This window comes from Aminobacter sp. P9b, assembly GCF_045345995.1.
In the GTDB taxonomy this organism is placed as follows: Bacteria; Pseudomonadota; Alphaproteobacteria; order Rhizobiales; family Rhizobiaceae; genus Aminobacter; species Aminobacter niigataensis.
The window spans coordinates 4,016,347-4,031,815 of the sequence record NZ_CP150082.1 but is presented as its reverse complement, the minus strand read 5'-3'; the positions used below and the strand labels follow the sequence as shown (position 1 = coordinate 4,031,815).

Here is a 15,469-nt window from a genome sequence, read left to right as displayed (position 1 = left end):
AACTCGATGAAACTGATTGACCTTGCCGGTATCCTGCCCGTCGATGGGGTTCTGCCCAGAGATGTCGAGGTGAGTGGAGTTTCGTCGGATTCGCGGCAGGTGATGCCAGGAACGCTGTTTTTTGCCGTATCCGGAAGCAAGGCCGACGGGGCCGCCTATGCCGGCGATGCGGCCAAGCGGGGCGCCGTTGCCGTCATCGCTGCCAAGGGGGCCCAGCTCGGCTCGGCCGGCGTGCCAGTGATATCTGTCGATGATCCGCGCCAGGCATTGGCGCTGGCCGCCGCCAAATTCTACGGCCGCCAGCCAGAAACCATGGTTGCGGTGACAGGCACCAGCGGCAAGACTTCGGTGGCAGCGTTCGCGCGACAGATATGGAAGCATGCCGGCTATGCCGCCGCAAGCATCGGCACGACAGGTGTGGTGGCGCCCGGCCGCAACGAATACGGACAGCTGACTACTCCGGACCCGGTCGCGTTGCACAAGCTGCTTGCCGAACTCGCGGACGCCGGCGTGACTCATGCCTCGATGGAAGCGTCGAGCCATGGTCTCGACCAGCGCCGCCTCGACGGCGTGCGGCTGGCCGCCGGCGGTTTCACCAATCTCGGCCGCGACCACATGGACTACCATCCGACGGTCGAGGAGTATCACCGCGCCAAGCTGCGCCTGTTCGATGCGCTGCTACCGAAGGGCGCTCCGGCGGTCGTCTTCGCCGACGATCCGTGGTCACAGCCGACCATCGCTGCGGCGCGTGCTGCCGGCCTCAAGGTACTTACCGTCGGCCGCCATGGCGACTTCCTCAGCCTCAAGCGCGTCGAACACGAACGTCACCGTCAGCGCGCCGAGATCGAATGCGATGGCATGATCTACGAGATCGACCTGCCGCTGGCCGGCGATTTCCAGGTCGCCAATTCGCTTGTGGCCGCCGGTCTTGCGATTGCCACCGGGACCGATGTCGCCAAGGCGCTCCGGGCACTGGAATATCTCGAAGGCGCGCCGGGCCGCCTCGACCTGGTCGGCACGACGGCTGCCGGTGCGCCCGTCTATGTCGACTACGCCCACAAGCCAGATGCACTGGAAAATGTCCTGGCGGCGGTTCGGCCGTTCACGACAGGCCGTGTCATCGTCGTTTTCGGCTGCGGCGGCGACCGCGACCGCGGCAAACGTCCGATCATGGGCGAAATCGCCACGCGACTGGCCGACGTCACCATCGTCACCGACGACAACCCGCGCTCGGAAGTGCCCGAAACCATCCGCGCCGCAATCATGGCGGCAGCACCGGGCGCCATCGAGATCGGCGACCGCCGGCAGGCCATCCACGAGGCGGTCAGCATGCTCCATGCAGGCGACACGCTGATCGTTGCCGGCAAGGGCCACGAGGAAGGTCAGACGATCGGCGCGGAAACGCTGCATTTCTCCGATCATGAGGAAGTGCGCAACGCGCTCGCCCGGAGTTCGGCATGAGCCTGCTGTGGACTTCCGAGGCACTTGTCGAGGCGACAGGCGGCCGTCCCTTTGGCCAAATGCCTGAAGGCATATCGGGCATATCCATAGACAGCCGCAGCCTGAAGCCTGGCGAAGCCTTCTTCGCCATCAAAGGCGATACGATGGATGGTCACGACTTCGCCACCGCCGCCATCAAGGCAGGCGCTGGCCTGCTTGTGGTTGCCGAAGGCAAGCTGCCGGCGCTCGGGCGTCTGAGCGCGCCGATGATCGTCGTGCCCGATGTGCTCGCAGCCCTTGTAAAGGTTGGCGTTGCGGCGCGGACCCGCTCGCGGGCGCGCATCATCGCCGTCACTGGCTCGGTCGGAAAGACCTCGACCAAGGAAGCGCTGCGCCACGCACTCTCGTCGGTCGGCAAGGTGCATGCTTCGGCTGCTTCCTTCAACAATCATTGGGGCGTGCCGCTGACGCTGGCGCGGATGCCGGAGGATTGCGACTATGCGGTCTTCGAGATCGGCATGAACCATCCGGGCGAGATCAGCCCTCTCGTGCGCATGGTCCGGCCTCATATCGCCGTCGTGACGCTGATTGCCGCCGCCCATCTCGGTTTCTTCCGCAATCTCGACGAGATCGCCAAGGCCAAGGCCGAAATCTTCGAAGGCGTCGAGCCGGGTGGGGCGGTGCTGCTCAACCGCGACGACGGCCGCTTCAAGCTGCTGGAGAAATTCGCCCGCGCCGCCGGCATCGACAACGTGATGAGCTATGGTGAGAACGCGCGCGCCAACTTCCGGCTGCTGAAATGCACGCTCGAGGCCGACCATTCGATGATCGTGGCGCGCATCGGCGGCCGCGACGTGCCCGCTCGCATCGGCGCGCCGGGCCGACACATCGTGCAGAACGCGCTCGCCGTGCTTGGTGCCGCCCATCTCTGCGGCGCTGATGTGCCGACTGTCGCCACGGAACTTGCCTCGATGTCGGCCGAGAGCGGCCGCGGCCAGCGCCATGTCCTGCTCCTGCCCAACGGCCCGATCACCCTGATCGACGAGAGCTACAACGCCAATCCGGCCTCGATGAAGGCGGCGATCGAATTGCTCGATGCAACGCCGATCCATGGTGCCGGCCGGCGGATCGCCGTGCTCGGCGACATGCTTGAGCTCGGCAGCCATTCGGCCAAGCTGCATGCCGGGCTCGCCGAGCTGATCGGCTCGACGAGGACCGACATGGTGCTGATGGCGGGCCCCGAAATGAAGGCGCTTGCCGATACGCTGCCCGAGGGGTTCAGGGCGGAATATCGCACCGGTGTCGAAGAGTTGAAGGCTGTCCTTTTGCAGACGCTTCAGCCCGGCGACGCCGTCATGATCAAGTCGTCGAAGGGCATTGGTTTTTCCAGGCTCGTCGACGCGCTCGTCAAGACATTCCCGGCGCATGCCGGCAACACCACAGCGACCTGACGGGGTCTCGGGGGACGGATACGCATGCTAACTTTGCTTGTCGACTTTGCGGACAAGGTGTCGTTTTTCAACGTCTTCCGCTACATCACCTTCCGCACCGGCGGCGCGCTGATCACCTCGGCGTTGATCGTCTTCATCTTCGGCCCGGCGATCATCAACGCCCTGCGCCTGAGGCAGGGCAAGGGCCAGCCGATCCGCGCCGACGGCCCACAGACGCACTTCAAGAAGGCCGGCACGCCGACCATGGGCGGCCTGATGATCCTGTGCGGCATCATCGGCTCGACGCTGCTTTGGGCCAATATCACCTCCGTCTATGTCTGGGTGGTGCTGTTCGTCACGCTCGGCTTCGGCGCCATCGGCTTCTATGACGACTATCTCAAGGTGACCAAGCAGTCGCATCTGGGCCTGTCCGGCAAGGCACGTCTCGGCATCGAGTTCGTCATTGCCGCCATCGCCGCATGGATCATCATGCACAACGGCCAGGCGCCGTTCTCGTCGTCGCTGACCTTCCCGTTCATCAAGGACTTCCTGCTCAACCTCGGCTGGTTTTTCATCCCGTTCGCCTGCTTCGTCATCGTTGGCGCGGGCAATGCGGTGAACCTGACAGACGGTCTCGACGGCCTCGCCATCGTTCCGATCATGATCGCCGCGGCCTCGTTCGGCGTCATCGCCTATCTCTCGGGCAACGCGGTCTTCGCTGAATACCTGCAGATCCATTTCGTGCCAGGCACTGGCGAACTCGCCGTCATCCTGGGTGCTGTCATCGGGGCCGGCCTCGGCTTCCTCTGGTTCAACGCGCCGCCGGCGGCCATCTTCATGGGCGACACCGGTTCGCTGGCACTCGGTGGCCTGATCGGCACGGTCGCGGTCGCCACCAAGCACGAGATCGTCATGGCGATCGTCGGCGGCCTGTTCGTCATGGAGGCGCTGTCGGTCATCATCCAGGTCGGCTTCTTCAAGATGACCGGCAAGCGGGTGTTCCTGATGGCCCCGATCCACCATCACTTCGAAAAACTTGGCTGGACCGAAAGCCAGGTCGTCATCCGCTTCTGGATCATCGCCGTCATCCTGGCGCTGATCGGTCTTTCCACCCTCAAGCTGCGCTGAGGTTCCCATGATCCCCGCCACCTCATTTCAGGGAAAGCGAGTAGCGCTCTTCGGCCTCGGCGGCTCGGGGATCGCCACTGCGCGCGCGCTGGCGGAAGGCGGGGCAGAGGTGCTGGCCTGGGACGACAATCCCGAAAGCGTGGCAAAGGCCGCTGCAGAAGGCATCGCCACGGGCGATCTGCGCGGCGCCGAGTGGGCAGGCATATCGTCCTTCGTGCTGTCGCCGGGCGTGCCGCTGACGCATCCCAAGCCGCACTGGACGGTGGAACTGGCGCGCGGCGCCGGCGTCGAGGTGATCGGCGACATCGAACTGTTCGCCCGCGAGCGCATCGCTACGGCATCGGCTGCGCCGTTCATCGCCATCACCGGTACCAACGGCAAGTCGACGACGACAGCGCTGACGGCGCATATCCTCCAGTCGGCCGGACGCGACACGCAGATGGGCGGCAACATAGGCCGCGCCGTCATGACGCTCGATCCGCCGCAGCCGGATCGTCACTACGTCGTCGAATGCTCGTCGTACCAGATCGACCTTGCGCCTTCGATCAACCCGACGGCGGGCGTCCTGCTCAACCTGACGCCGGATCATCTCGACCGTCATGGCACGATGCAGCACTACGCCTCGATCAAGGAGCGGTTGGTGGCCGGCAGCGATACCGCTGTCATCGGCGTCGACGATATCTATTGCGCCCAGATCGCCGACCGGCTCGAGCGGGCCGGCAAGAACGTCGTGCGCATCTCCAAGCGGCTGCCGCTGACCGATGGCTATTTCGCCGACGGTGCCGATCTGATGGAGGCGGCCGACGGCCGCTACAGCCGCATCGCCTTCCTCGAAGGCATCGGCTCGCTGCGTGGCCAGCACAATGCCCAGAATGCACTTGCTGCTGTAGTGGCCTGCCTCAAGGTCGGGCTCGATCTCGGTGAGATCCAGGCGGGCCTCGAATCCTTCCCTGGTCTTGCCCATCGCATGGAGCAGGTCGCACGCAAGGGCCATGTGCTGTTCGTCAACGATTCCAAGGCGACCAATGCCGATGCCGCCGCACCTGCGCTGTCGAGCTTCCCGCGCATCTACTGGATCGCCGGCGGCCTGCCCAAGGAAGGCGGTATCGAGCCGTTGCGCAGCCTGTTTCCGCGCATCGCCCGGGCCTATCTGATCGGCGAGGCCGCTCCGGCATTCTCCGCGACGCTGGGCGAGGCTGTGCCTTATGAGATTTCGGGGACGCTTGCGGCTGCGGTCGAACACGCCGCCGAAGACGCGGCCAAGGACGACACCAGCGAGGCGGTGGTGCTGCTCTCGCCGGCCTGCGCCAGCTTCGACCAGTTCAAGAACTTCGAGATTCGCGGCGAAGCCTTCAGGCAAGCTGTGAATGCTATTGATGGCGTCAGCGCTATCGGAGGGGCAAGATAATGGCCAGCCGTCTCGACAGAAGTCCCGTCGCCCTGTGGTGGTGGACGGTCGATCGATGGTTCCTCGCGGCATTCCTGTCGCTGATGGGGCTGGGCATAGTGCTTTCATTTGCCGCAAGCCCGGCGGTTGCCGAACGCATCGGGCTCGGCAGCTTCCACTTCGCCACGCGCCAGATCATCTTCACGATCCCGGCGCTGGCAGTAATGATCGCGGTGTCGTTCCTCGATACCCGGCAGATAAGGCGCGTGGCGCTGGTCATGCTCTGCATCATGCTGGTGATGATGGTTGCGGTGCTGTTCGTCGGCGTCGAGGTCAAGGGTGCCCGACGCTGGCTCTCGCTGGCCGGCCTTTCGATCCAGCCGTCGGAATTCCTCAAGCCGGCCTTTGTCGTCATCTCTGCCTGGCTGCTCGCCCAGCACGAGCGCCATCCAGACATCCCCGGCAATCTGTTTGCGATGATCCTGCTCGGCGTGGTCCTGGCGCTGTTGATGGCGCAGCCGGACTTCGGCCAGACGATCCTCGTTCTCGGTACCTGGGGCGTGATGTTCTTCATGGCCGGCATGTCGTGGTTCTGGATCATCACCCTTGGTGCCGTCGGCCTCGGCGGCGGCTTTGCTGCCTACACTGTGTTCCCGCACGTGGCGGGCCGTATCGACCGCTTCCTCACTGGCGAGGGCGACACGTTCCAGGTCGACATGGGCCGCGAAGCGATCATCAGCGGCGGCTGGTTCGGCGTCGGACCGGGCGAGGGCATGGTCAAGCGGGTCATCCCCGACAGCCATGCCGACTTCGTCTTTTCGGTGGCGGGCGAGGAGTTCGGCATCGTACTGCTCCTGATCATCATGTCGATCTTCGCCTTCATCGTGCTGCGCGGCCTGCGTACCGCGCTGAAGGAACATGACGACTTCACCCGCTACGCGGTTGCCGGTCTTGTCGTGGTGTTCGGCTTCCAGTCGATCATCAACATGAGCGTGAACCTGCAGCTGATGCCGGCCAAGGGCATGACGCTGCCGTTCATCTCGTATGGCGGCTCGTCGCTGATCGCCATCGCCATCTCCATGGGCATGGTGTTGGCGCTGACCCGCAAGAAGCCCGAAAAGCTCAGGCCGACCGGATTTTCCGCCATGCCGCGGCACGCAGTGCCGGCGGAATAACATGGCCAAGGGGACTGTCATGCTTGCCGCCGGGGGTACCGGCGGCCATCTCTTTCCGGCCGAGGCGCTGGCGCATGAACTGACGGCGCGCGGCTGGCAGGTGCATCTTGCCACCGATGACCGCGCCGAACGTTTCGCCGGCAAGTTTCCGGCTGCCGCCATTCATCCGATTTCCTCGTCGACGATCGGCTCGAAGAATCCCATCGCGCTGATGAGGGCCTTCTGGAGCATCTGGCGCGGCGTGCGCCAGGCCTCGCAGGTGATCGCCAAGATCAAGCCTTCCGTGGTCATCGGCTTCGGCGGCTATCCGACGCTGCCGCCGCTCTATGCCGCGACCCGCCGCGGCGTGCCGGCCATGGTGCACGAGCAGAACGCCGTGATGGGCCGCGCCAACAAGGCGCTGGCGACCAGGGTCGATGCGATCGCGGGCGGCTTCCTGCCGGAGAACTCCGGCGCCAACAGCGCCAAGATCGTTGTGACAGGCAATCCGGTACGGCCGGCCGTGATCGAAGCGTCGAAGACCCCTTATGTGGCATCCGGCGGCTCGGACCAGTTCAATCTCCTGGTTTTCGGCGGCAGCCAGGGCGCGCAATTTTTCTCCGATGCGGTGCCCGGCGCCATAGCCCTGCTGCCCGAAGTGCAGCGCAAGCGCCTGCGCATCACCCAGCAGGCCCGCGTCGAGGATGCCGACAAGGTCAAGGCGGCCTATGCCAGGCTCGGCATTGTGGCCGACGTGTCGCCATTCTTCAATGACATGGCGCAGCGCATGGCCGCTGCCCATCTGGTGATGTCGCGCTCGGGCGCGTCGACTGTCTCGGAGATCGCGGTCATCGGCCGTCCGGCACTTCTGGTGCCGTACCCGCATGCGCTCGACCACGACCAGGCCGCAAACGCAGCGCGCCTGGCGGCGGCCGGCGGCGGCGAAGTTCACCCGCAGTCGACGCTTTCCGTCGAGCGGATCGCCGGGCTCGTTGGTGGCGCCATGGACGACCCTGCGCGCATGGCTGCCATGGCAGCTGCCGCTAAGTCAGTCGGCAAAGCAGACGCCACACGGTTGCTCGCCGACCTCGCAGAGGCTATTGCGTCGAAAATACCCGTTGCGGAATTCAGGAAGGGAGTGCGGCCATGAAGATGCCGCAGACGATCGGCCTCGTGCATTTCATCGGCATTGGCGGCATCGGCATGAGCGGCATCGCCGAGGTGCTGCACAATCTCGGCTACAAGGTGCAGGGCTCGGACCAGTCCGAGAGCGCCAACGTGCAGCGCCTGCGCGAAAAGGGCATCGAATGCTTCGTCGGTCATAAGGCCGAGAACCTTGGCGACGCCGAGGTGATTGTCGTTTCGACGGCGATCAAGAAAACCAATCCGGAACTGATGGCGGCGCGCGAGAAGCTGTTGCCTGTCGTGCGGCGCGCCGAGATGCTGGCCGAACTGATGCGCTTCCGCAATGCGGTCGCCATCGGCGGCACGCATGGCAAGACCACCACCACGTCGATGGTGGCGACGCTGCTCGACGCCGGCGGGCTCGACCCGACGGTCATCAATGGCGGCATCATCAATGCCTATGGCACCAACGCCCGCATGGGCGAGGGCGAGTGGATGGTTGTCGAAGCCGACGAGAGCGACGGCACCTTCCTCAAGCTGCCGGCTGACGTCGCCGTCGTCACCAACATCGATCCCGAGCATCTTGACCACTACGGCACCTTCGACAGGGTACGTGAAGCGTTCCGCCAGTTCGTCGAGAACGTGCCGTTCTACGGTTTTGGCGTGATGTGCACCGATCATCCGGAAGTGCAGGCGCTGGTCAGCCATATCGAGGACCGCCGCGTCATCACCTATGGCGAAAACGCCCAGGCCGACGTGCGCTTCACCAATCACCACATGGACGGTGCGGTGTCGGTCTTCGACGTGGTCATCCGCAACCGCAAGTCGGCGTCGTCGACCACCATCGAGGGCCTGCGCCTGCCGATGCCGGGACGCCACAACGTCTCCAACGCCACGGCTGCCATCGCGGTCGCTACCGAACTGGGAATCTCCGCCGAGGCAGTGAAGAGCGGGCTGTCGTCCTTCGGTGGCGTCAAGCGCCGCTTCACCCATACCGGCACCTGGAACGGCGTCGAGGTGTTCGACGACTACGGCCACCATCCGGTCGAGATCAAGGCCGTGCTCAGCGCGGCGCGCGAAGCTACCAAGGGCCGCGTCATCGCCATTGCCCAACCGCACCGCTTCACCCGCCTGCGCGACCTGTTCGACGATTTCTCGGCCTGCTTCAACGACGCCGACACCGTGATGGTGGCACCTGTCTATGCGGCTGGGGAAGATCCTATCGAGGGCGTCAACTCCGAGACGCTGACCGCGCGCATCCGCGCCGGCGGCCATCGCGACGCCCGTCATATCGAAGGCGCCGCTGCCGTGGCGCCTGTCGTGCGCGAACTGGCCAAGCCGGGCGATTTCGTCGTCTATCTCGGCGCCGGCAACATCACGCAATGGGCCTATGCGCTGCCGAGCGAACTCGCCGGAGGCGGGTCGTGACGGGTGGCGAAGCGCTGATCGAAAAGCTTGGCGATCGCCTTTCCGGGTTGCGCGGACGCATCACGCCCAGCGCCGAAATGGAAAAGATCACCTGGTTTCGCGCCGGCGGCCTGGCCCAGGCGCTGTTCCAGCCGGCCGACGAGGAAGATCTCGCCGCCTTCCTGAAGGCGGTGCCGGAAGAGATCCCGGTGATGGTCGTCGGCATCGGCTCCAACCTTCTGGTGCGCGAAGGTGGCATTCCCGGTTTCGTCGTGCGGCTTTCGGCCAAGGGGTTCGGCGAGGCCGAGGCGATCTCGCCGACCGGAATCAGGGCAGGGACGGCAACGCCCGACAAGCGCGTCGCAGCCCTTGCGCATGACAACGGCATTGGCGGCTTCCATTTCTACCACGGCATCCCCGGTGCCATCGGCGGCGCCTTGCGCATGAACGCGGGCGCCAACGGCGTCGAGACGCGGGAGCGGGTCGTCGACGTGCGCGCACTCGACCGCCAGGGCAATCTGCATGTGCTGTCCAATGCCGACATGGGCTACAGCTACCGCCACTCGTCTGCGGCTGCCGACCTGATCTTCACTTCGGCGACCTTCGAGGGGTATGTGGAAGACAAGGACGCCATCAAGTCGGCCATGGACGCGGTCCAGCATCATCGCGAGACGGTGCAGCCGATCCGCGAAAAGACCGGCGGCTCGACCTTCAAGAATCCCGAGGGTACCTCGGCCTGGAAGGAAATCGACAATGCCGGCTGCCGCGGCCTGATGATCGGCGGCGCGCAGATGTCGCCGATGCACTGCAACTTCATGATCAATACGGGCAATGCGACCGGTTACGACCTCGAATATCTCGGCGAGACGGTGCGCAGCCGCGTGCTCGAGAATGCGGGCATCCGCCTGCACTGGGAAATCAAGCGCATCGGTCAGTTCAAGTCCGGCCGCGAAGTGCAGGAGTTTCTTGGGCAAATGCTCTAGAGGAGCAGGTCCAGGGGCCGGCCACGACGATCATTTCAGCCCTCGCTGCGCCGTGCATCGAGGGCTTTTTACTGCCCGATTTTCGCCTTCCGCCGCTGCCATCCAAGTGTTCTCGGGATTCGCCCGAGGTCACGAAATCGCAATGACTTTCAATCGGCACTTGCCACGGAATCAAGTCTCTGATTCTCTGACCTAAAGCGTTTCCTGATTTGAGTCGCGTGACGCGTAAACCGCGTTTTCATCCGGAAGGTCAACTTCCGGACAGGTGTGATTCGGTCTTTGGAAACAAGGCGTTGTGTTCGGAGTTGAGAGGGGATTGTCGGGGATGAAGTCGAAGCATGTCGCTGTCCTGATGGGCGGGTTTTCGTCCGAGCGGCCTGTATCCCTGTCGTCTGGAAATGCCTGTGCCGATGCGCTCGAGCAGGTGGGTTATCAGGTCACCCGGGTCGATGTCGGCCGCGATGTCGGTGCGGTGCTTGCCGAGCTCAGGCCGGATGTTGCGTTCAACGCGCTTCATGGCCCCTTCGGCGAGGACGGCACGATTCAGGGTATCCTCGAATATCTCGGCATTCCCTATACCCATTCCGGCGTGCTGGCGTCGGCGCTTGCCATGAACAAGGAGCAGTCGAAGAAGGTTGCCAAGGCTGCCGGCATTCCGATTGCCGAATCCCGCGTTCTCGATCGTTTCGCTATCGGCAACCAGCATCCGATGAAGCCGCCCTACGTGGTCAAGCCGGTGGCGGAGGGCTCAAGCTTCGGCGTGGTCATCGTCAAGGAAGACCAGTCGCATCCGCCGCAGGTGATCTCGTCTTCGGAGTGGCGCTACGGCGATACGGTGATGGTCGAGCGCTACGTCCATGGACGGGAGCTGACCTGCGCCGTCATGGGCGATGTCGCGCTCGGCGTCTGCGAGATCATCCCGACCGGCCACGCCTTCTACGATTATGATTCAAAATATGTTGCCGGGGGATCAAAGCACGAATGCCCCGCGAAAGTTTCACCGAATATTTACCAAAAAATACAAACACTGGCGCTCAAGGCTCACCAAGCGATCGGGTGCCGGGGCGTCTCCCGGTCTGACTTCCGGTACGACGACCGCCATTCCGAAAATGGAGAGGTCGTCTGGCTGGAGGTCAACACGCAACCCGGCATGACGCCGACGTCGCTGGTGCCTGAGATTGCTGCCCACGCCGGGCATACGTTTGGTGAGTTGTTGAGTTGGATGGTGGAGGACGCTTCGTGTTTGCGTTGAGATCGGGAGATAGCGGGAGGGTGAACGGCGCAACGCCGCGCGTCTTCGGGCTGTCCCTGTCCGCGGAGCATTTCGTGCTGCCGCGGTTGCTGCGCAAGCCGGTTCGCATGCTGTCGCGCTTCGGGCGCGGGGAGTTCACTCCTCCGCCCTATGCTGCGTCGATGCTGACGGCAGCGTTTCTTGCCGCGAGCTCGCTCTATGGCGCCTATGTCGGCGGCCATTTTCCGGCACTGGTCCAGGGCGTCACCGCCCGCAGCGGTTTTGCCGTCGACCAGATCAAGGTCTCCGGCAATCGCGAAACCTCCGAAATCGATATTCTCGACAAGCTCGAGCTTGACGGCTGGACGTCGCTGGTCGGCTTCAACCCGGAAAAGGCGCGCGAGCGCATCGTCAGCCTGCCTTGGGTTCGCGATGCTGCGGTCCGCAAGGTCTATCCCGACACCATCGAAGTTCGCGTCGACGAGCGCGACGCCTTTGCCATCTGGCAGCATGGCAGCCAGCTCAGCGTCGTCGAAAAGGACGGCAAGGTCATCGCTCCCTTCACCGGTGGCCGTCAGGTCGCATTGCCGCTGGTCATCGGTTTCGGTGCCGCCGAGCGCGGGGCTGACTTTGTCGCCAAGGTCCAGGCCTTTCCGGAGCTGGCGTCGCGCGTGAGAGGCTATATCCGTATCGGCGAACGACGCTGGGACCTGCGCCTCGACAACGGCATCACCGTCAAGCTGCCGGAGAACAAGGTCGATGCGGCGCTCGCCGATCTCGCTGCGCTTGATCGCGACGATGCGATCCTGACGCGTGACATCTCGGCAGTCGACATGCGTTTCGGTGACAGGTTGGTGGTGCAGCTCACGCCGGAAGCGGTCGAGCGTCGTGCCGACGCGCTGAAGACCAAACCGAAGGTCGTCAAGGCGAAGGCGGGGAGCAGAACATGAGCTGGCTTGGCGGTCAAAAAGATCCGGTTTCGCGTCGCTCGGGCATCCTCACGGTGCTCGATGTCGGTTCAAACAAGGTGTGTTGCGTCGTAGCCAAGCTGAAGCCAGCTGAAGGCAGTCAACTGCTCAAGGGGCGTACCCATCAGGCCCAGGTGATCGGCATCGGCCACCAGAAATCGCAAGGGGTGAAATCGGGCGTGGTCGTCGATCTCGATCGCGCCGAGCACGCCATCCGCCTTGCCGTCGATGCTGCCGAGCGCATGGCCGGGCTTACGGCCGATTCCCTGATCGTCAATCTCTCGGCCGGACGCATCAAGAGCGAGGCGTTCACCGCGACGATCAATCTCGGCGGACACGAAGTCGAGGAAGCCGATGTTCGGCGCGTGCTGGGAGCCGGCGCCAAGCAGGCGCTGAAGGCCGAGCGCGATGTCATCCACTCGCTGCCCGTCGCCTTTTCGCTCGATGCCGAACGCGGCGTGCGCGATCCGCGCGGCATGGTCGGGGACACGCTTGGCGTCGACATGCATGTGCTGACCGGCGATTCGGCGCCGATGCGCAATCTCGAGCTTTGCATCAACCGCTCGCACCTGTCGGTCGAGCACATGGTTGCAACGCCCTATGCCAGCGGCCTGGCCGCACTGGTCGACGACGAGCTCGAAATGGGTGCTGCCTGCATCGACATGGGCGGCGGAACCACCACCTTGTCTGTCTTCTCCGAAGGCCGCTTCGTTCACGCTGACGCCATTCCGATCGGTGGCAACCACGTCACCATGGACATGGCCAAGGGGCTTTCCACCCGGCTCGACGATGCCGAGCGTCTCAAGGTCATGCATGGCTCGGCTTTGCCCGGCAGCACCGACGACCGCGACCTGATCAGCATCCAGCCGATCGGCGTCGACGACAACGAAGTGCCGCTGCAGATCCCGCGCTCGGTGATGACGCGGATCATCCGCGCCCGCATCGACGAGACGCTGGAACTGCTGCGCGACCGGCTCAACAAGTCCGGCTACGGCAATGCCGTCGGCAAGCGTGTCGTTCTGACCGGCGGCGCCAGCCAGCTCGTCGGGCTGCCCGAGGCAGCGCGTCGCATTCTCGGCCGCAATGTCCGCATCGGCCGCCCGCTCGGCGTGGCAGGTCTGCCGGAGGCCGCCAAGGGGCCGGCTTTCGCGACCGCCGTCGGGCTTTTGATCTACCCGCAGATGGCTGGCATCGAGAGCCATTCGGCGAAAGGGATTTCCCGTTACAGGGCAACGGGAACTGGCGGAAAACTGCATCGCATGAGTCAGTGGTTGAGAGACAGTTTTTAGGAATTGACGGGGACAGCCCCATTGGCGGCCGCACGGCGAAGCGGCTTGAAAGGCAAAAAGGACGAGGACTATGACGATCAATCTGCAGAAGCCGGACATCACCGAGCTCAAGCCCCGCATCACCGTGTTCGGTGTCGGCGGCGGCGGCGGCAATGCCGTCAACAACATGATCACCGCCGGCCTGCGCGGCGTCGAGTTCGTGGTGGCCAACACCGATGCTCAGGCGCTGACCATGTCGAAGGCCGAGCGCCTCATCCAGCTGGGCGCGCACGTCACCGAGGGCCTTGGCGCCGGTTCGCAGCCGGAAGTCGGCCGCGCGGCCGCTGAGGAGTGCATCGACGAGATCATCGACCATCTGTCGAACACTCACATGTGCTTCGTCACCGCGGGCATGGGCGGCGGCACCGGTACCGGTGCAGCACCCGTCGTTGCCCGCGCCGCGCGCGAAAAGGGCATCCTGACCGTCGGCGTCGTCACCAAGCCGTTCCACTTCGAGGGCCAGCGCCGCATGAAGACGGCGGACTACGGCATCGAAGAGCTGCAGAAGTGCGTCGACACGCTGATCGTCATCCCGAACCAGAACCTGTTCCGTCTCGCCAATGACAAGACGACCTTCGCGGACGCCTTCGCGATGGCCGACCAGGTGCTCTATTCGGGTGTCGCCTGCATCACCGACCTGATGGTCAAGGAAGGCCTGATCAACCTCGACTTCGCCGACGTCCGTTCGGTGATGCGCGAGATGGGCAAGGCCATGATGGGTACGGGCGAAGCCTCGGGCGAGGGCCGTGCAATGGCCGCTGCCGAAGCTGCGATCGCCAACCCGCTGCTCGACGAGACCTCGATGAAGGGTGCGAAGGGCCTGCTGATCTCGATCACCGGCGGCCGCGACCTGACCCTGTTCGAAGTCGACGAAGCCGCGACCCGTATCCGCGAAGAAGTCGACCAGGACGCCAACATCATCCTGGGCGCAACCTTCGACGAGGACCTGGAAGGCGTCATCCGCGTGTCGGTCGTTGCCACCGGCATCGACAAGTCGGCCGCCGACATGGCAGCGGCACCCCTGACCATCCGCCAGGCGCCCAAGCCGGCCCAGCGTCCGGTCGAGGCTGCCCGTCCTGCACTGCAGGCGGCACCGGTCGAACAGCCGCGCATGGAAGTGCGCACCAACGACCCGGTTGCCGAGGCCATCCGTCTTGCCGAGACTAACGCCGCAGCCATGGCCCAGCCGCGCACGGCGGCACCGCAGGGTGAAGAGTTCCGCCCGCAGAGCAAGCTGTTCCAGGCTCCGCCGGCCCAGCCCCAGGCCCAGCAGTATCAGCCGCAGCCGCAGCAGTTCCATCAGCCGGCTCCGCAGCAGGTGGCACAGCCACAGGCTGCGCCCCAGATGATGCAGCCGGCACCGGTCCAGCCGCGCATGCCGCGCGTCGAGGACTTCCCGCCGATGGTGAAGGCCGAGGTGGAAGCCAAGGCCCAGCCGGCAGACCACGAGGACCGCGGTCCGATGGGCCTGCTCAAGCGCCTGACGAGCGGCCTGACCCGCCGCGAGGAAGAGCCGGCACGCCTGCAGCCCGCGCAGCCGCGCGAGCCGAAGCTGCGCCAGCCAGCCCCCGAGCAGCGCCGCGTGACCGGCCAGGAATCGCAGCTCTACGCGCCGCGCCGCGGACAGCTCGACGAACATGGCCGCCTGGCGCCGCAGGCACGGACTCAGGAAGACGATCAGCTGGAGATTCCCGCGTTCCTTCGCCGGCAAGCCAACTGAACTGTGAACGAGCAGTAACACTGTTTGAAAGGCGGGCGTCTCGACGCCCGCCTTTTGATCTGAAAAGATCAGTCAAATCATTGACTTGACGGGGTGAGTCGAGGCGTCCCCGCAGTTACACAGAGTAAGAAACCGTGATTTGGAGTCTATCATCCGGAAGACTATCTT

Annotated in this window: 12 protein-coding genes; all 12 read left to right on the top strand. The window is 64.5% G+C overall.

Features of this window, described 5'->3' with window-relative positions:
• Positions 1-6 precede the first annotated feature (6 nt).
• Positions 7-1,461 (top strand): UDP-N-acetylmuramoyl-L-alanyl-D-glutamate--2,6-diaminopimelate ligase, encoded by a 1,455-nt coding sequence (locus WHT83_RS19890; protein ID WP_406872168.1) that lies wholly within the window; start codon positions 7-9, stop codon positions 1,459-1,461.
• Positions 1,458-2,891, top strand: coding sequence for a UDP-N-acetylmuramoylalanyl-D-glutamyl-2,6-diaminopimelate--D-alanyl-D-alanine ligase (locus WHT83_RS19885; protein WP_108607623.1), 1,434 nt, complete (start codon positions 1,458-1,460; stop codon positions 2,889-2,891). Before WHT83_RS19890 ends, WHT83_RS19885 begins: the two co-directional genes overlap by 4 nt.
• Positions 2,892-2,915: 24 nt before the next feature.
• The gene (mraY, locus tag WHT83_RS19880) at positions 2,916-3,998 is read left to right on the top strand and encodes a phospho-N-acetylmuramoyl-pentapeptide-transferase (protein ID WP_108607624.1); all 1,083 of its coding nucleotides are present in this window, start codon (positions 2,916-2,918) and stop codon (positions 3,996-3,998) included.
• A 7-nt stretch (positions 3,999-4,005) separates the two neighbouring features.
• Positions 4,006-5,406 carry a UDP-N-acetylmuramoyl-L-alanine--D-glutamate ligase gene (gene murD / locus WHT83_RS19875; protein ID WP_406872167.1) on the top strand — a complete coding sequence of 467 codons (1,401 nt, stop codon included), beginning with the start codon at positions 4,006-4,008 and terminating at the stop codon, positions 5,404-5,406.
• Positions 5,406-6,560 carry a putative lipid II flippase FtsW gene (gene ftsW / locus WHT83_RS19870; RefSeq protein ID WP_183260359.1) on the top strand — a complete coding sequence of 385 codons (1,155 nt, stop codon included), beginning with the start codon at positions 5,406-5,408 and terminating at the stop codon, positions 6,558-6,560. The genes murD and ftsW overlap by 1 nt, the downstream gene beginning before the upstream one ends.
• A 1-nt stretch (position 6,561) precedes the next feature.
• Positions 6,562-7,689 carry an undecaprenyldiphospho-muramoylpentapeptide beta-N-acetylglucosaminyltransferase gene (gene murG / locus WHT83_RS19865; RefSeq protein ID WP_406872166.1) on the top strand — a complete coding sequence of 376 codons (1,128 nt, stop codon included), beginning with the start codon at positions 6,562-6,564 and terminating at the stop codon, positions 7,687-7,689.
• Entirely contained in the window at positions 7,686-9,092 is a 1,407-nt protein-coding gene (murC, locus tag WHT83_RS19860; RefSeq protein WP_406872165.1) for a UDP-N-acetylmuramate--L-alanine ligase, read from the top strand. Before murG ends, murC begins: the two co-directional genes overlap by 4 nt.
• Positions 9,089-10,054 carry a UDP-N-acetylmuramate dehydrogenase gene (gene murB / locus WHT83_RS19855; RefSeq protein WP_406872164.1) on the top strand — a complete coding sequence of 322 codons (966 nt, stop codon included), beginning with the start codon at positions 9,089-9,091 and terminating at the stop codon, positions 10,052-10,054. The genes murC and murB overlap by 4 nt, the downstream gene beginning before the upstream one ends.
• A gap of 325 nt (positions 10,055-10,379) precedes the next feature.
• A complete protein-coding gene (locus WHT83_RS19850; RefSeq protein WP_108607630.1) occupies positions 10,380-11,306 on the top strand; it encodes a D-alanine--D-alanine ligase in 927 nt (308 codons plus the stop codon).
• Positions 11,294-12,235: a cell division protein FtsQ/DivIB gene (locus WHT83_RS19845; RefSeq protein ID WP_406872163.1), complete on the top strand. Its 942-nt coding sequence runs from the start codon at positions 11,294-11,296 to the stop codon at positions 12,233-12,235. The genes WHT83_RS19850 and WHT83_RS19845 overlap by 13 nt, the downstream gene beginning before the upstream one ends.
• Positions 12,232-13,542, top strand: a complete 1,311-nt coding sequence (gene ftsA, locus WHT83_RS19840) for a cell division protein FtsA (protein ID WP_406872162.1) — start codon at positions 12,232-12,234, stop codon at positions 13,540-13,542. Before WHT83_RS19845 ends, ftsA begins: the two co-directional genes overlap by 4 nt.
• A 70-nt stretch (positions 13,543-13,612) precedes the next feature.
• The gene (gene ftsZ, locus WHT83_RS19835) at positions 13,613-15,301 is read left to right on the top strand and encodes a cell division protein FtsZ (RefSeq protein WP_108607633.1); all 1,689 of its coding nucleotides are present in this window, start codon (positions 13,613-13,615) and stop codon (positions 15,299-15,301) included.
• The last annotated feature ends 168 nt before the right edge of the window (positions 15,302-15,469 follow it).